The sequence below is a fragment of the Extensimonas perlucida genome (genome assembly GCF_007655255.1).
Taxonomy (GTDB): domain Bacteria; phylum Pseudomonadota; class Gammaproteobacteria; order Burkholderiales; family Burkholderiaceae_C; genus Extensimonas; species Extensimonas perlucida.
In genome coordinates, this window is record NZ_VMYE01000008.1 from 13,075 (window position 1) to 27,074 (window position 14,000).

Annotated in this window: 15 protein-coding genes and 1 pseudogene; 6 read left to right on the plus strand and 10 right to left on the minus strand. The window is 64.6% G+C overall.

What is annotated here, in order from left to right:
• The first annotated feature begins 70 nt into the window (after positions 1-70).
• Entirely contained in the window at positions 71-1,432 is a 1,362-nt protein-coding gene (locus tag FK527_RS08655) for an erythromycin esterase family protein (protein ID WP_144728606.1), read from the plus strand.
• Between the two features lie 37 nt (positions 1,433-1,469).
• Here FK527_RS08655 and FK527_RS08660 read toward each other — a convergent pair whose 3' ends face one another.
• The 5 genes from FK527_RS08660 to FK527_RS08680 form a co-directional block, all read right to left on the minus strand.
• On the minus strand, positions 1,470-1,892 hold the full coding sequence (locus tag FK527_RS08660; RefSeq protein WP_144728604.1) for a universal stress protein: 423 nt from the start codon (positions 1,890-1,892) through the stop codon (positions 1,470-1,472).
• Positions 1,893-1,965: 73 nt separating this feature from the next.
• Positions 1,966-2,805 carry a metallophosphoesterase gene (locus tag FK527_RS08665; protein ID WP_144728602.1) on the minus strand — a complete coding sequence of 280 codons (840 nt, stop codon included), beginning with the start codon at positions 2,803-2,805 and terminating at the stop codon, positions 1,966-1,968.
• A gap of 116 nt (positions 2,806-2,921) precedes the next feature.
• Positions 2,922-4,790, minus strand: coding sequence for a phosphoenolpyruvate carboxykinase (GTP) (locus tag FK527_RS08670; RefSeq protein WP_144728600.1), 1,869 nt, complete (start codon positions 4,788-4,790; stop codon positions 2,922-2,924).
• 279 nt (positions 4,791-5,069) lie between these two features.
• Entirely contained in the window at positions 5,070-5,774 is a 705-nt protein-coding gene (queC, locus tag FK527_RS08675) for a 7-cyano-7-deazaguanine synthase QueC (RefSeq protein WP_144728598.1), read from the minus strand.
• Between the two features lie 74 nt (positions 5,775-5,848).
• On the minus strand, positions 5,849-6,238 hold the full coding sequence (locus FK527_RS08680; protein ID WP_144728596.1) for a hypothetical protein: 390 nt from the start codon (positions 6,236-6,238) through the stop codon (positions 5,849-5,851).
• Positions 6,239-6,400: 162 nt separating this feature from the next.
• Here FK527_RS08680 and rpmH point away from each other — a divergent pair, with 162 nt between their 5' ends.
• The 5 genes and pseudogenes from rpmH to mnmE all read left to right on the plus strand — a co-directional run bounded on the left by rpmH (position 6,401) and on the right by mnmE (position 10,615).
• The gene (gene rpmH, locus FK527_RS08685; RefSeq protein WP_114484042.1) at positions 6,401-6,535 is read left to right on the plus strand and encodes a 50S ribosomal protein L34; all 135 of its coding nucleotides are present in this window, start codon (positions 6,401-6,403) and stop codon (positions 6,533-6,535) included.
• Positions 6,536-6,611: 76 nt separating this feature from the next.
• Entirely contained in the window at positions 6,612-7,097 is a 486-nt protein-coding gene (rnpA, locus tag FK527_RS08690; protein ID WP_144728594.1) for a ribonuclease P protein component, read from the plus strand.
• Positions 7,094-7,386, plus strand: a pseudogene (yidD, locus tag FK527_RS08695) (membrane protein insertion efficiency factor YidD). Before rnpA ends, yidD begins: the two are co-directional and overlap by 4 nt.
• Positions 7,383-9,110 carry a membrane protein insertase YidC gene (yidC, locus tag FK527_RS08700; RefSeq protein ID WP_144728590.1) on the plus strand — a complete coding sequence of 576 codons (1,728 nt, stop codon included), beginning with the start codon at positions 7,383-7,385 and terminating at the stop codon, positions 9,108-9,110. Before yidD ends, yidC begins: the two are co-directional and overlap by 4 nt.
• An 80-nt stretch (positions 9,111-9,190) precedes the next feature.
• Positions 9,191-10,615: a tRNA uridine-5-carboxymethylaminomethyl(34) synthesis GTPase MnmE gene (gene mnmE, locus FK527_RS08705; protein ID WP_144728588.1), complete on the plus strand. Its 1,425-nt coding sequence runs from the start codon at positions 9,191-9,193 to the stop codon at positions 10,613-10,615.
• Positions 10,616-10,622: 7 nt separating this feature from the next.
• Here the strand turns inward: mnmE and FK527_RS08710 are convergent, their stop codons facing one another.
• The 5 genes from FK527_RS08710 to FK527_RS08730 form a co-directional block, all read right to left on the minus strand.
• Entirely contained in the window at positions 10,623-10,958 is a 336-nt protein-coding gene (locus FK527_RS08710) for a type II toxin-antitoxin system RelE/ParE family toxin (protein WP_144728586.1), read from the minus strand.
• Entirely contained in the window at positions 10,955-11,236 is a 282-nt protein-coding gene (locus FK527_RS08715; RefSeq protein ID WP_144728584.1) for a type II toxin-antitoxin system ParD family antitoxin, read from the minus strand. The genes FK527_RS08710 and FK527_RS08715 overlap by 4 nt, the downstream gene beginning before the upstream one ends.
• Before the next feature lie 156 nt (positions 11,237-11,392).
• Positions 11,393-12,574: a transposase gene (locus tag FK527_RS08720; protein ID WP_144728582.1), complete on the minus strand. Its 1,182-nt coding sequence runs from the start codon at positions 12,572-12,574 to the stop codon at positions 11,393-11,395.
• Between the two features lie 54 nt (positions 12,575-12,628).
• Positions 12,629-12,862, minus strand: a complete 234-nt coding sequence (locus FK527_RS08725) for a Type I secretion system protein TolC (protein ID WP_144732490.1) — start codon at positions 12,860-12,862, stop codon at positions 12,629-12,631.
• 54 nt (positions 12,863-12,916) lie between these two features.
• A complete protein-coding gene (locus tag FK527_RS08730; RefSeq protein WP_144732493.1) occupies positions 12,917-13,996 on the minus strand; it encodes a class I SAM-dependent methyltransferase in 1,080 nt (359 codons plus the stop codon).
• Positions 13,997-14,000: the final 4 nt, after the last annotated feature.

Below are 14,000 nucleotides of genomic sequence, written 5' to 3' on the forward strand. Positions count from 1 at the left end.
AGCTCCTAGCATAAAGTGTAATGTCGCGTTTCCGCACGGATTTTGGTGCAGCCACTCGAGGAGGTCATGTATGTCAGAGCAACGCAGCGATGCGGCCAATGCGCCTGCTGCGGCAGCGCAAACGACTGCCGCCGAACATATCCGCAGGGCGGCCTCGCCCATAGACCGGCCCGAAAACGCCGACCTCGGCGCGCTGCTCGAGCGCATAGGCGACGCACGCGTGGTGCTGATCGGCGAGGCCACGCACGGCAGCTCGGAGTTTTATCGCCTGCGCGCGCGCATCACGCAGGCGCTGATCGAGCACAAAGGTTTCGACGCCGTCGCGCTCGAGGCGGACTGGCCCGATGCCGCACGCATAGACCATTACGTGCGCCAGCGCGACTTGCCGCCCGCCGAGTGGACGGCTTTTGCGCGTTTTCCGACCTGGATGTGGCGCAACCGCGAAACCGCCGACTTCATCGATTGGCTGCATGCGCGCAACGCCAGCCTGGAAACCGCCGGGGCCAAGACCGCGGCAAAGACTGCAGTCTATGGGTTGGACCTCTACAGCATGTTCACCTCGATCGAGGCGGTGCTCGCCTTCCTCGACGCCGAAGACCCCGAAACGGCGCAGATCGCGCGCCTGCGCTACGGCTGCCTGACGCCCTGGCAGTCCGACCCTGCCGTATATGGCCGCGCGGTGCTGACCGGGCGCTACCACTATTGCGCCGACCAGGCCGTGGCCATGCTGACCGAGCTGCTCGACCGGCGCCTGCGCTACCTCGCGCGCGACCCCGAGCGCTTTTTCGACGCGCTGCAAAACGCCCGGCTCGTCGCCGACGCCGAGCGCTACTACCGCGTCATGTATTACGGCGCGCACGAATCGTGGAATCTGCGCGACAGCCACATGTTCGAGACGCTGCAGGCCATCCTCGCCTTCCGCGGGCCCGCGTCCAAGGCCGTGGTCTGGGCGCACAACTCGCATGTCGGCAACGCCGCCGCCACCGAAATGACGGCGCGCGGCGAGCACAACATCGGCCAGCTGTGCCGCGAACACTATGGCCATGGTGCCTACCTGATCGGCTTCGGCACGGACCGCGGCACGGTCGCCGCCGCCTCCGAGTGGGACGGCCCCATGGAGGTCATGCGTGTGCGCCCCGCGCATGCCGACAGCTACGAAGCGCTGTGCCGCGCCAGCGGCGTGCCTGCGTTCATCTTGCCGCTGCGCCGTCCGCTCGGCGATGCGCTGCGCGAAGCGCTGACCGCGCCGCGCCTGGAGCGCGCGATCGGCGTGCTCTACCGGCCGCAGACCGAACTCGCCTCGCACTACTTTCACGCCATCCTGCCCGAGCAATTCGACGATTACATCTGGTTCGAGCAAACCCGGGCGATCACGCCGCTGGCCACCGAGGAGCTCGAAGGTATGCCCGAAACCTATCCGTTCGGCCTGTGAGCGCGGCCTGTGAGCGCGCGACAGCGTGCAATGCCGCTCAGCGCACCAGCAGCACCGGCACTTTGCAATGCGCGAGCACCGAGGTCGCGACCGAACCCATGACCAAGGTGGCCAATGCACCGTGGCCATGCGAGCCCATCACGATCAGGTCGTATTTACCTTCCTCGGCCTCTTGGGCGATGGTTTCACCAATCGGGCCGACCTTGACGCGACGCTCGGCCTGCACGCCGTGGCGTTCGAGGAAGGTGCACACGGGCGCAAGGATTTTCTCGGCCTCTTCGGCGTAGTATTGATCGACCACCGCCTTGCCCAGCGCGGCACGCGCACGCGGCGGCAGCGGCGGCTGCACCGTGAGCACGGTGTATTCGTTTGCGCTGGACAGCCAATGCTCGTGCGTGACCAGGTAGGCAAGCATTTTTTTGGTGTAGGCACTGCCATCGACGGCAAGCAGGATTTTCATGGGGCGTTCTCCGTGGGGGAATAGAAAAGAAGCGCGCCAGCATGTTGGTCGTTTTTCTCTACGCGCCCGCCTATCATAAAGTGAGCACGCACTGCGGCTGGAATTGCGCCTGCTCGCCTTTTTGCGCGTAACCGAGCGGATTGGCGACGACGCGGCAACGCCAGGGCGCGCCTGCCTCGGTGTGGCCGCTCGCAACGTAGTCGCTGGACGCGTGCAGGTGGCCGTGCAACCACAGCTGCGCCTGCGGCAGCAAGGCGTCGAGCGCATTGCAAAAACCCGCCGTGCCCGGCGTGAGACCGTAGCGTGGATCGGCGCTGCGCAGGCTAGGCGCGAAATGCGTGACCACGACCGTAGGCCCGTCAAAAGGCTGCGCGAGCGCGTTGCGCAGCCAAGCCTGGCACTCGAGCGCCTGCGCGCGCACGGCTTCGGCGAGAAAAGGGCGGCCCGCGCGCGTCGCGCCCGTCTTGCGCAGGTAAAAGTCGGCCGCGCGGAAGGCTTTTTCGCGCTGTTTGAGCAAGTGCGCGAGCGCATGGCGCGCGGCTTTGCCCGCGGGCGGCGTGGCCAGCGCGTCGAAGTCGCTCCACAGCGTGGTGCCTACGAAGCGCACGTCGCCTAGCACCACGGCTTCGCGTTCGAGCCAGAAGATGCCCAGCTGTGCGCAGCTGCGGCGCAGGCGCTCGTGCGCGGCGTCGAAGTCCTGCGCGTCGTATTCGTGGTTGCCCGACACATACAGCACGGGCACGGGCCAGTGGGCAAAGCGCTCGAGCCCGAAGTGTTCGCCTTGCAATGCCGAGCCGCTCTGGTACGCGCCGATGTCGCCCGCGAGTACGAGCACATCGGCGTGCGGCGCGGGCTCTGGCACGAACTGCGGGTTGACCTCGAAGTGCAGGTCCGAGAGCAACTGAATCCGCATCGGCGCGCGCCTCTTTTATGAATCAAAACGCCTCTCAAGGCAATGCCAGCGCGCGCTAGCAGCTATTTTCATAGTAGCAGCGCGTGGCTGGCAACGCGACACTGGCAGCGCGCGCCTCAAGCCGCCGCCAGGCGCTGCTCCATCGCCGCTTTGGTCGCGAGCAGCTCTTTGGGCAGGTGGTAGGCGAGCATGTCGAACAGCTCGGCGTGGAGTTTGAACTCCTCCGTCCATGCGGCCTTGTCGATGTGCGTCACGGCCTCGAACTGCGCGGGCGTGAAGTCCAGGCCCTGCCAGTTGATCTCGGCGTACTGCGGCGCGATGCCGAACATGGTCTCGCGCCCCTGCGCGCGGCCTTCGATGCGGTCTATCATCCACTTGAGCACGCGCATGTTCTCGCCGTAGCCGGGCCAGACGAACTGGCCTTCGGCATTTTTGCGGAACCAGTTGACACAGAAGATGTTGGGTAGCGTGTGCCCCAGGCGTTCGAGCTTGTGTTCCATATCCAGCCAGTGCTGGAAGTAATCGCTCATGTTGTAGCCGCAAAACGGCAGCATCGCGAACGGGTCGCGGCGCACCACGCCCTGCGCGCCAAAGGCGGCGGCCGTGGTCTCGGAGCCCATGGTCGCGGCCATATAGACGCCTTCCATCCAGTTGCGCGCCTCGGTTACGAGCGGCACGGTAGTCGAGCGACGCCCGCCGAAGATGAAGGCGTCGATTGGCACGCCGTTCGGGTCGTCCCACTGCGGGTCGAGCGCGGGGTTGTTGGTCGCGGCGACGGTGAAGCGCGAATTCGGGTGCGCAGCCTTGCGCCCGGCCTTGCCGTCCTCGGGCGTCCAGTCCTTGCCCTGCCAGTCGAGCAGGTGCGCGGGCAATGCGCCGCCGCCGTCTTTTTCGAGCCCTTCCCACCACACGTCGCCGTCGTCGGTCAGGGCTACGTTGGTGAAGATCACGTCCTGGTGCAGGCTGGCCAGACAGTTCGGGTTGGTGAGGTGGTTGGTGCCCGGCGCGACGCCGAAGTAGCCGGCTTCGGGGTTGATCGCGTACATCTTGCCGTCGGCGTGCGGCTTGATCCAGGCGATGTCGTCGCCAATGGTGGTGACCTTCCAGCCTTGGAAGGCCGGCGGCGGCACGAGCATGGAAAAGTTGGTCTTGCCGCAGGCGCTCGGGAAGGCCGCGGCGACGTGGTACTTCTTGCCCTCGGGGCTGGTCACACCCAGGATCAGCATGTGCTCGGCGAGCCAGCCCTGGTCACGCCCCATGACCGAGGCGATGCGCAGCGCCAGGCATTTCTTGCCCAGCAGCGCGTTGCCACCGTAGCCCGAGCCATACGACCAGATTTCGCGCGTCTCGGGGTAGTGCACGATGTATTTGGTCGTGGGGTTGCAGGGCCAGGGCTTGTCTTGCTCGCCGGGCTGCAGCGGCGCACCCACCGTGTGCATGCAGGGCACGAAATCGCCATCCACGCCGAGCACGTCGTACACGGCACGGCCCATGCGCGTCATGAGGCGCTGGTTCACGGCCACGTAGGCGCTGTCGGTCAGCTCGACGCCGATGTGCGCGATGTGCGATCCCAGCGGCCCCATGCTGAACGGCACCACATACATGGTGCGTCCGCGCATGCAGCCGTCGAACAGCGGCTGCAAGGTGGCGCGCATTTCGGCCGGGGCCATCCAGTTGTTGGTCGGGCCGGCGTCTTCCTTCTTTTCGGAGCAGATGAAGGTGCGGTCTTCGACGCGCGCCACGTCCGACGGATCCGACCAGGCGAGGTAGCTGCGCGGGCGCTTGGCAGGGTTGAGTTTCTTGAAGGTGCCGGCATCGACGAGTTGCTGGCACAGACGGTCGTATTCATCCTGCGAGCCATCGCACCAATAGACGCGCTCGGGCTTGCACAAGGCGACCATATCGGCCACCCAGGCGAGCAGGCGCGGGTGCTTGACGTAATCAGGGGCGTTGATCTCGAGGCCCTGCAGAGCGGGTGCATTCATGGGGAGCTTCCTTCCTTCGAAACGGTTTTCAAAGAAAGCGCCCCATCAGGGCATCTTGCGCAGGGGCGCGACGACGAAAGCGGGGCGCTGCCTTTGAAAAACGGCTCGAATCCGTTGCGGGCAGTCGGCGGGCGGAGAAGGGCTTGGGTCTTGTGGCGTCAAAGCGATGCCACGAGGAGACGGAGCTTTCCACGGGTCGGCTGGGGGTGACGATTTTATGAAGCACGCGCGCGGTTTTTCAGCGGCCTGCTGCGATTTACATGCAAAATTTGCATGAATTCATGCAAGCTGTTCGCGCCAGCGCTCGTACCCGGCCTGCCGCAGCGCACAGGCCGGACAGTTGCCGCAACCGTAGCCCCAGGCATGCCGCACCCCCCGCTCACCCAGGTAGCAGGTGTGCGTGCGCTCGATCACGAGGTCCACCAACGGCTGCCCGCCCAGGGCGTGCGCCAGCTCCCAGGTCTGCGCCTTGTCGCACCACATCAGCGGTGTCTCGAAAGTGAAGTGCTGCCCCATGCCCAGCGACACGGCCACCTGCAGCGCCTTGATGGTGTCGTCGCGACAATCAGGGTAGCCCGAATAATCCGTCTCACACATCCCGCCCACGAGCGTGTGCAACCCGCGTCGATAACCCAAGGCCGCGGCGAGCTGAAAAAACAGCAGATTGCGGCCCGGCACGAAGGTGTTGGGCAGGCCCGCAGCGTCCATCTGGATCGCCACGTCGCGCGTGAGCGCCGTGTCGCTGATGCGCCCCAGCACCGACAGGTCGATGACGTGGTCCTGCCCCAGGCGCCCGCCCCACACGGGAAATTGCGCGCGCAATGCGTCCAGCACTTGCACACGCGCCTGCATCTCCACATGGTGCCGCTGGCCGTAGTCGAAGCCCACGGTTTCCACCAGCGCAAAGTGCTCGAGCGCCCAGACCAGACAGGTCGTGGAGTCCTGCCCGCCCGAAAATAGCACCAGCGCATGTCCTGCTCGCATGGGAATCTCCTTGGCACGCAGACGAAAAAAAGCCCCGCAGAGCGGGGCCAGCAGGGGGATTCGACCCAATCCGATCAAGCCATGCTGACCGCGATGAAGGCCAGCAGAAACATCAGGAGCGCCCCCACGATGGGCAGGACGACAGGCACCACCGAAGTCACTTGCTCGACAGGGTCTGCGGCTTCATTGCCGGAATGCTGGACGGTGCTGGAATGGCTGGACATCGCAAGGCTCCCAAAAATGCTGAAAACTGGCTTGATTCTAGCAAGTCCCTCGGCGACGAAGTTTTGGTAGGCTTTCGACCCTCTTTTCGGCACCTTTGCCGGCCCGGCGGGCGCCAAACTCAGCGGCATATCCTTCGAGCCGAGGAGCCTGTCGGACTTTGGAATCGTCGGCTGCGAATGCGCCGCAGTGGTCCATTTTTGGCTTCGCCGCTCTTCGAGAACACCGTCTTCTTGCCCCATAGCACCACTATGGGGCGGCGAATCCGGCAAAAAATGGTCTCGCCGGGGCGCATTCTCGCTATCGACGCCCAAAGTCCAACAGGGGCTCCGAGGGAAAAATTGCCAGGAACTGAGCAGCCTGCGATAATCACAGGTTTTCCTGAGAATGAAGGGACCCGAGCCATGAAACGTACCTACCAACCCTCCAAAACCCGCCGCGCCCGCACCCACGGTTTCCTCGTGCGCATGAAGACACGCAGCGGCCGCGCCATCATCAACGCGCGCCGTGCCAAGGGCCGCAAACGCCTGGCCGTCTGAAGCACGCATGCGGCTGGATTGACCGGGCTGTGGCGGCTGACACCTTTTGACTGAAACCGCACCTCGGTGCGCCTGCATGCAGCGGCTTCGGAACCGCGCACAGTTTCAGGCCGTCCTGGCGGCAGGTACTGTGGCGCGCACGGCGCATTTTGCGCTGCACGCATTGAACTGGCCCGCGCCCGCCACAGCTGACGCACCAGACACCACGGCCCCTGCCCCCCAGCCCGGTGAGCCCCGCGCACGCCCCCTGTTCCCCACCACCGGCATCTGGCTTGGCGCCATGGTGCCCAAGCGCTGGGCCCGCAGGGCCGTCACGCGCAACACCATCAAGCGCCAGATCTATGCCCTGGCTCAGCAGTACGAAGCCCGCCTGCCGTGCGCGGCGTATGTGGTGCGCCTGCGCTCTGCGTTCGACCGCAAGCAATTCGCCAGCGCCACTTCCGAGCCGCTGCGCCGGGCCGTGCGCGCCGAATTGGAGTTGCTGCTGCGCCAGGCGGCGCGCCGAGCCGCTACGGCTGCGCCCACGGCGTGCGGGCAGCAAAAGCCGCAGGTGACGCCATGATGCGTGCACTGCTCATGGGCCTGGTCAAAGGCTATCGGCTGCTGCTGAGCCCCTGGCTGGGCTCGGCCTGCCGCTTCGAGCCCAGCTGCTCGGCCTACGCGCTGCAGGCCCTCGAACAGCACGGCGCCGCGGCGGGCAGCTACCTCACACTGCGCAGGCTGGCACGCTGCCAACCCTGGTGCGCCGGCGGCCATGACCCGGTGCCGCAAGAATTGCCGCGTACCATGCGGCTTTTTTCGCGCCTGCATGCGCCCGGCCCCAACCATCCTCACCAACAAAATCCTCATGAGTGACATCCGCCGCACCATCCTTTGGGTGATTTTTGGCTTTTCCGTGGTTTTGCTGTGGGATAAGTGGCAAATACACAACGGCAAGCCCCCCACCTTCTTTCCCTCGGCCACGCCAGCCGCCGCACCAGAGCCCCAGCGCGGCGCGAGTGCTGGGCCGTCCGCAAGTCCGGGCAGCGTGCCGCCCGCGTCCTCCCAAGCTGCAGCGCCAGGGGCTGTGCCGGGAGCCGCGGCAGTGCCAGCGCAGGGCACTGGGCCGCAGGTGCACGAGCGCGTCACCGTGGAGACCGACGTTTATCGCTTGCAGTTCGATAGCGAAGGTGGCACGCTGGTATTCGCCGAATTGCGCAAATATGCCGACATGGCAGACAAAGCCAAGGGCTTCGTGCTGTTCGACCAGAGCCCTACGCGCGTCTATCTGCCGCAAAGCGGGTTGATAGGTGGCGCGGGTGCAACAAGCGGCTTGCCCACACACAAGACGCCCATGAATCTGATGCCTGGGCCGCGCACGCTACAGGACGGCCAAAACACGCTGAGCATCCGTTTCGAGTCGCCCGACCTCGGCGGCGTCAAGCTGGTCAAAACCTGGACGCTCAAGCGCGGTGCCTACGACATGGTGGTGCGGCACGAGGTGCTCAACACCGGCAGCACCCCGGTCGCGCCGCAGCTGTACCTGCAACTCGTGCGCGACGGCAACAAGCCGCCGGGAGAGTCGTCCTTCTACTCCACCTTTACGGGGCCGGCGATCTACACCGAGGCCAAGAAGTACCAAAAAATCGAGTTCAAGGACATCGAGGCCGGCAAGGTCGACGTCGACCAATCCGCCTCCAATGGCTATGTGGCGATGGTGCAGCATTACTTTGCCTCGGCCTGGCTGCTGCCCCAAGGTGCACAGCGTGAATTTTTCGTGCGCAAGGTGGACAACAACCTCTATGCCGTGGGCATGCTCGCGCCGCTGGGCACGATCGCACCAGGAGCAAGTCAAGCGGTCGAGGCGCGCCTTTTTGCCGGCCCGGAGATCGAAAAAACGCTAGAGGCACTCGCGCCCGGGCTGGAGCTGGTCAAGGACTATGGCTGGCTCACCATTCTTGCCAAGCCGCTGTACTGGCTGCTCGACCACCTGCACAAGCTGCTGGGCAACTGGGGCTGGGCCATCGTGGCGCTGGTGGTGCTGCTCAAGCTCGCCTTTTACTGGCTCAACGCCAAGGCCTACGCCAGCATGGCCAAGATGAAGGCCATCAACCCCAAGATCATGGAGATGCGCGAGCGCCTCAAGGACAACCCGCAGCAGATGCAGATGGAGATGATGCGCATCTACCGCGAGGAAAAGGTCAACCCGCTGGGCGGCTGCCTGCCCATCGTGATCCAGATCCCGGTGTTCATCGCGCTGTATTGGGTGTTGCTGTCGAGCGTGGAGATGCGCAACGCGCCCTGGATCGGCTGGATCCAGGACCTTTCCTCGCCCGACCCGTACTTCATCCTGCCGCTGCTTATGACCGTGAGCTCGCTGCTGCAAACCGCGTTGAACCCCGCGCCGCCCGATCCCATGCAGGCCAAGATGATGTGGTTCATGCCGCTGATCTTCAGCGTGATGTTCTTCTTCTTTCCCTCGGGCCTGGTGCTTTACTGGCTCACGAACAACATCCTGTCGATCGCGCAGCAGTGGCTCATCAACCACCGCATGGGTGTGCCCTTGCGCCTGAACCTGCCCAAGTTCAAGGGCTGAGCTAAGAGGCCTCGTGCCGCCTCGCGCGGCCTTGGCACTGCGCGCGGGTTCCTACCCGCCCCGTCGCTACACTGCGCCCCATGCTTGCACGCCACGCCGACCCCATCGTCGCCATCGCCACGGCGCCCGGCCGGGGCGCCGTGGGCATCGTGCGTGTCTCTGGCAAGCAGCTCGCGGGCTTGGTGCCGGCGCTGTGCGGCCGCAGCCTGCGCCCACGAGAGGCGACCTACCTGCCGTTTCTGGACGCACGCGGCGAAGCCATAGACCAGGGCCTGGCACTTTTCTTTCCTGCGCCGCACAGCTACACCGGCGAAGACGTGCTGGAGTTGCAGGCGCACGGCGGCCCCGTCATCCTGCAGCTGCTGCTCGCGCGCTGCCTGGAAGCGGCCGCCGAGCCCGATCCGACGACCGGCGCGCCGCGCCTGCCAGGCCTGCGTCTGGCGCAACCCGGCGAATTCACCGAGCGCGCGTTTTTGAACGGCAAGATCGACTTGGCGCAGGCCGAGGCCGTGGCCGACCTGATAGACGCAAGCACCGAAGCGGCGGCGCGCGGCGCGAGCCGCTCGTTGAGCGGGGCGTTTTCGCACGAAGTGCAGTTGCTGCGCGACGCGCTGATCCAGTTGCGCATGCTGATCGAGGCCACGCTCGATTTTCCTGACGAAGAAATCGACTTCTTGCGCAGCTCCGATGCGCATGGGCAGCTACAACGATTGCAGCAACAATTGGCGCAGGTGAGGCAACGCACGCAGCAGGGCGCGCTGCTGCGCGAGGGCATCAAAGTCGTGATCGCGGGCCAGCCGAATGCCGGCAAGAGCTCGCTGCTCAATGCGCTCGCGGGCGCCGAGCTCGCCATCGTCACGCCCATCGCCGGCACCACGCGCGACCGCGTGCAGCAAACCATACAGATCGAAGGCGTGCCGCTGCACGTGATCGACACCGCGGGCCTGCGCGAAAGCAGTGATGAGGTCGAGCGCATGGGCATCGCGCGCGCCTGGGAGGCCATCGCCGCCGCAGACGCCGTGCTCTTTCTGCATGACCTGACACGCGCCGACGAATCCAGCTACCGCGCCGCTGACGCCGCCATAGAAAACGCCCTGGCGCAACGCCTGCCGGCGCGCGTGCCCATCATCGACGTCTGGAACAAAAGTGACTGCACGCCAGCAGCGCAGCCCGCACAAGCTGGCCCTGACCGCCCCGCCATCGCGCTTTCTGCGCGCACCGGGCAGGGGCTGGATGCCCTGCGCCGCATGCTGCTGCAGGTCGCAGGCTGGCAGGCCGCGCCCGAGGGCGTCTACATCGCCCGCGCCCGCCACGTGCAGGCTCTGCAAGCGGTGCAAAGCCACTTGCAGCAGGCCAGCGCGCTGCTTGAGGCGCCCGACCTGCCGCTGGATCTGCTGGCCGAAGAGCTGCGCCTGGCGCAAAACGCGCTGAACACCATCACGGGCGAGTTTTCGTCCGACGACCTGCTGGGGGTGATTTTTTCGCGGTTTTGCATCGGAAAGTAATATAACCTCACGCACCCAGATGCCGCGCCGGATACATGCTGTCGTGCAGGATGCGCAACACCTCGATCACGCCGTCTTGCTCATGGGCGCGAAAGACCAACAGATGCCGGCCCTTGCGGCCCTGGCGAGCCACATGGAGGCTGGCAATATCAGCCCCTAAATCAGGTCGTGTCCGACAACCCAAGACACTCGGGCCAGACGCAAGCGTTTTCAGTGCGCGGCGCAGTGTCGTTTCATAAACACGCGCCTGGCGCTTGCCAAACTGCTCGGTCGTCCAGCGCAATACGCTAAAGAAATCTCGTTCTGCTCCTTCAGCAAGCCAAACATGCCAAGTTTTTGTCATGCGGCATTGATCGCTCTGTCAGCGATTTCTGCCAAATAGGCATCCAGAGAAGCAGCGTCCTTGAATTCGGTGTATCGCCCGGCATCGATGTCTGCAATGCCCACGGCCACAGCCTCGCGCAGAGCGGCGAGTTTGGCGGCTTGCTCGGCTTCACGCGCCTGGACCAGACGCAAGCCCTCGCGTAACACCTCGCTGGCGTTCTGATAGTGGCCGCTTGCCACCATCTGTTCAACGAACTTCGCTTGGCTATCTGTCAGTACAACATTTCGTGTGGGCATAACAATCTCCATGGGCAAGCATATGGCACATTCTGCCAATTCTGCTTCAACAACGCAAGCCTCTTCACGTATCCTCCCGCGCCTTTTTGCACAGGAAGGAGATCTTGGAAGTCTGGATATGGACGCCGCTACGCTTCGCTGGCGGCTAACCGCCCATCACGCCGCCCGCCTGTCTTGCTCCGCTGCGCGCTCGAACACCGCCCGGGCCGCGCGCATGCCGCGCAGGAACTTGGTCTGGCGGGCGGTGGCGAGTTCGGTGAGCCTGGCTGGGGTGCCGACGGCGTGGCCGAATTCCTGCAACAAGCGGCTGGCGTGGGCGATGAAGGTTTCGGTGTCGATGCCGAGCTGGGCGAGAAGCCGTGGCGCCTTGGCAGGAATGGCGCCGCGCTTTTGGGGATGGATGGCACGGCCGACGGTGTCCACGAGTTCGAGGTAGTCCTCGAAAGCGTAGGGAATGGCGAGTTCGAAGCGGCCGGTGGCGTCGAAGGGCATCAGTGGCGCAGTTTGCAGGTGTCGCAAGTCCCATTCGCCGCGCAGGCGGGGTTGCGGGCTTGCGGCGGCCGTTTCAGCGGGTACTTCGGATGAAACTTCGGGCGGGACTTCAGCGACGGCGGCTTCGGCGGAAAGCTCGGTGAAGTCAGCGGCGATGCGGTCGGCGCCCTCCTCTGGCTTTGCGGGCAGCGGAATGGGCGCGTCGAGTGCATCCAAGCGGCGGCGGATGGAGGTGTGGGCGCTGTCCTGCACGGTCTCGGCCATGGCGGCGCGCACGGGGTTCAGGTCCACGTAGCTCATCGCGGCGAGCAGGGCTTGTTCGTCCAGCAGCGCCTGGCTCTTGAAGCGCCCTTCCCAGAAGCGCCCCTTGGCGCCGTCTTCCTGGTTGGCCTGGCGGGCGATGGTTTCGTTCAGGATGCGCATGAACCACGAAAGATCGGCGAGGCGTGCGCGGTACAGAGCGGCGAATTCCTCGACCTTGGCGATTTCGGCCTCACCCATGCCGGCGCGGGCGTCTGACAGGTAGCGCTGCACCAGAAGTGGCCCGGTAAAGAGCTGCGTCCAGCGCGTGAGCACGTCTTCGAGGCTCCAAACAGTGGCGCGCGCCGCGTCGATGCGCAGCACGATGTGGTAGTGGTTGCTCATCACCGCGTAGGCGGCGACGTCGATGGCGAATACCGAGGCGAGCTGGGCGATGCGCGCCTCTATCCAGCCGCGGCGGTGGTCGAAGTTCTGGCCGCTGTGCCGGTCAGCGCCGCACAAAAAGGCGCGGCGCACGCAGCGGCTCACGACGTGGTACCAGGGTGTGTCGATGAGCGAGACGAGGGCGCAGCGCGGGCGGGTCATGGGGCAAAGGATAACGGAAGCATGGTGGGGGTGCAAGAAATAAGTGGGTGTCCTTTATTTCGGCACGATGTGGTAGTGGTTGCTCATCACCGCGTAGGCGGCGACGTCGATGGCGAATACCGAGGCGAGCTGGGCGATGCGCGCCTCTATCCAGCCGCGGCGGTGGTCGAAGTTCTGGCCGCTGTGCCGGTCAGCGCCGCACAAAAAGGCGCGGCGCACGCAGCGGCTCACGACGTGGTACCAGGGTGTGTCGATGAGCGAGACGAGGGCGCAGCGCGGGCGGGTCATGGGGCAAAGGATAACGGAAGCATGGTGGGGGTGCAAGAAATAAGTGGGTGTCCTTTATTTCGGGAAGGATAACGGAAGCATGGTGGGGGTGCAAGAAATAAGTGGGTGTCCTTTATTTCGCCTGTCGCCTCGTGCACCGCTGACCTTCAGCTCAACCGCGTCGCGCGTGTTGACCAGAATGACCCGTTGGGCGCGCAGCAGCTCTCCGCGCTCAAACGCACCCAGTTGCCGTGAGCCCTTGACCCAGTAGTCGCGGCGGAATTGGGTATTGCACATGAAGTCACGCACCGTCTCACGGAACGTTGCGTCCGGAATGTCCTTGAGGAAAGCCTGCTGCTCCTCGCTCAGGTTCACCGCATCGACGTGATCGGTGTAGTGGGCCGAGCAGGCGAAGTTCAGTTTGGCCGGCGACAACCATTCCGCCATACGGGCGAAGGACATCGGGTGCCAGTCGCGGTTGAAGTATTCATGGGCCAGATAGTTGCGGTTCTGGCCCTTCATTTTCTTGATGCGCTCAGCCACTAGAGGATACGTCTGCCCATATACCGGGTTGGTGGCCAGCATACGCTCAGCGAAGTCGAGGGCCGAATCGATGCGACCGACAATTCCCTGGCCACTGGCGCCCATCACATCGGCGTGCTGGTTGAGCAGTTCGCGCATCGGTACCATCGCCGCCCAGCCGGGCTGCGTGTTGTAGCTGATGTAGAGCACGCCACCCACCTTGAGTTTGCGGCGTAGGAAGTCGACGATGATGTGGCGGTTCTCGTCGCTGATCCAGCTCCAGATGCCGTGCAAACCGATGTAGTCGAAGTCGGGCAGGTCTGGTCGGGCACAGAACTCGGCAAAGGCTTCATCGAACAATCGGGCATTGGCGCCTGAGACGTTGGCGATTTCCTGGGCAAAGCCGGCCTGGGACGGATTGAAGTCCGTGCCCGACCACGCGGTGACGGATGCTGCAGCGTGGATGCCGACACTCAAGCCCTGACCAAAGCCCAGTTCACAGGCAGTGCCGACCTCAGGGAAGACTAGGCCAGAGGCCAGAAAGGGCAGCTTGATGCGTTGCGGGTTCAGTTCGGTGTAGTAGCCGTAGGTGTAGCCAATGTCGGCCACGTAGCCGGCAGTCCAGTCTGTCATCGTG

Coding starts and splice junctions, on each gene's coding strand:
- yidC (WP_144728590.1), top strand. CDS start 7,383: ATGAGTGACATCCGCCGCACCATCCTTTGGGTGATTTTTGGCTTTTCC.
- FK527_RS08725 (WP_144732490.1), bottom strand. CDS start 12,862: ATGACCCGCCCGCGCTGCGCCCTCGTCTCGCTCATCGACACACCCTGG.
- FK527_RS08665 (WP_144728602.1), bottom strand. CDS start 2,805: ATGCGGATTCAGTTGCTCTCGGACCTGCACTTCGAGGTCAACCCGCAG.
- queC (WP_144728598.1), bottom strand. CDS start 5,774: ATGCGAGCAGGACATGCGCTGGTGCTATTTTCGGGCGGGCAGGACTCC.
- FK527_RS08670 (WP_144728600.1), bottom strand. CDS start 4,790: ATGAATGCACCCGCTCTGCAGGGCCTCGAGATCAACGCCCCTGATTAC.
- FK527_RS08715 (WP_144728584.1), bottom strand. CDS start 11,236: ATGCCCACACGAAATGTTGTACTGACAGATAGCCAAGCGAAGTTCGTT.
- rpmH (WP_114484042.1), top strand. CDS start 6,401: ATGAAACGTACCTACCAACCCTCCAAAACCCGCCGCGCCCGCACCCAC.
- FK527_RS08660 (WP_144728604.1), bottom strand. CDS start 1,892: ATGAAAATCCTGCTTGCCGTCGATGGCAGTGCCTACACCAAAAAAATG.
- FK527_RS08730 (WP_144732493.1), bottom strand. CDS start 13,996: ATGACAGACTGGACTGCCGGCTACGTGGCCGACATTGGCTACACCTAC.
- FK527_RS08680 (WP_144728596.1), bottom strand. CDS start 6,238: ATGGGGCAAGAAGACGGTGTTCTCGAAGAGCGGCGAAGCCAAAAATGG.
- FK527_RS08720 (WP_144728582.1), bottom strand. CDS start 12,574: ATGACCCGCCCGCGCTGCGCCCTCGTCTCGCTCATCGACACACCCTGG.
- rnpA (WP_144728594.1), top strand. CDS start 6,612: ATGCAGCGGCTTCGGAACCGCGCACAGTTTCAGGCCGTCCTGGCGGCA.
- FK527_RS08710 (WP_144728586.1), bottom strand. CDS start 10,958: ATGACAAAAACTTGGCATGTTTGGCTTGCTGAAGGAGCAGAACGAGAT.
- mnmE (WP_144728588.1), top strand. CDS start 9,191: ATGCTTGCACGCCACGCCGACCCCATCGTCGCCATCGCCACGGCGCCC.
- FK527_RS08655 (WP_144728606.1), top strand. CDS start 71: ATGTCAGAGCAACGCAGCGATGCGGCCAATGCGCCTGCTGCGGCAGCG.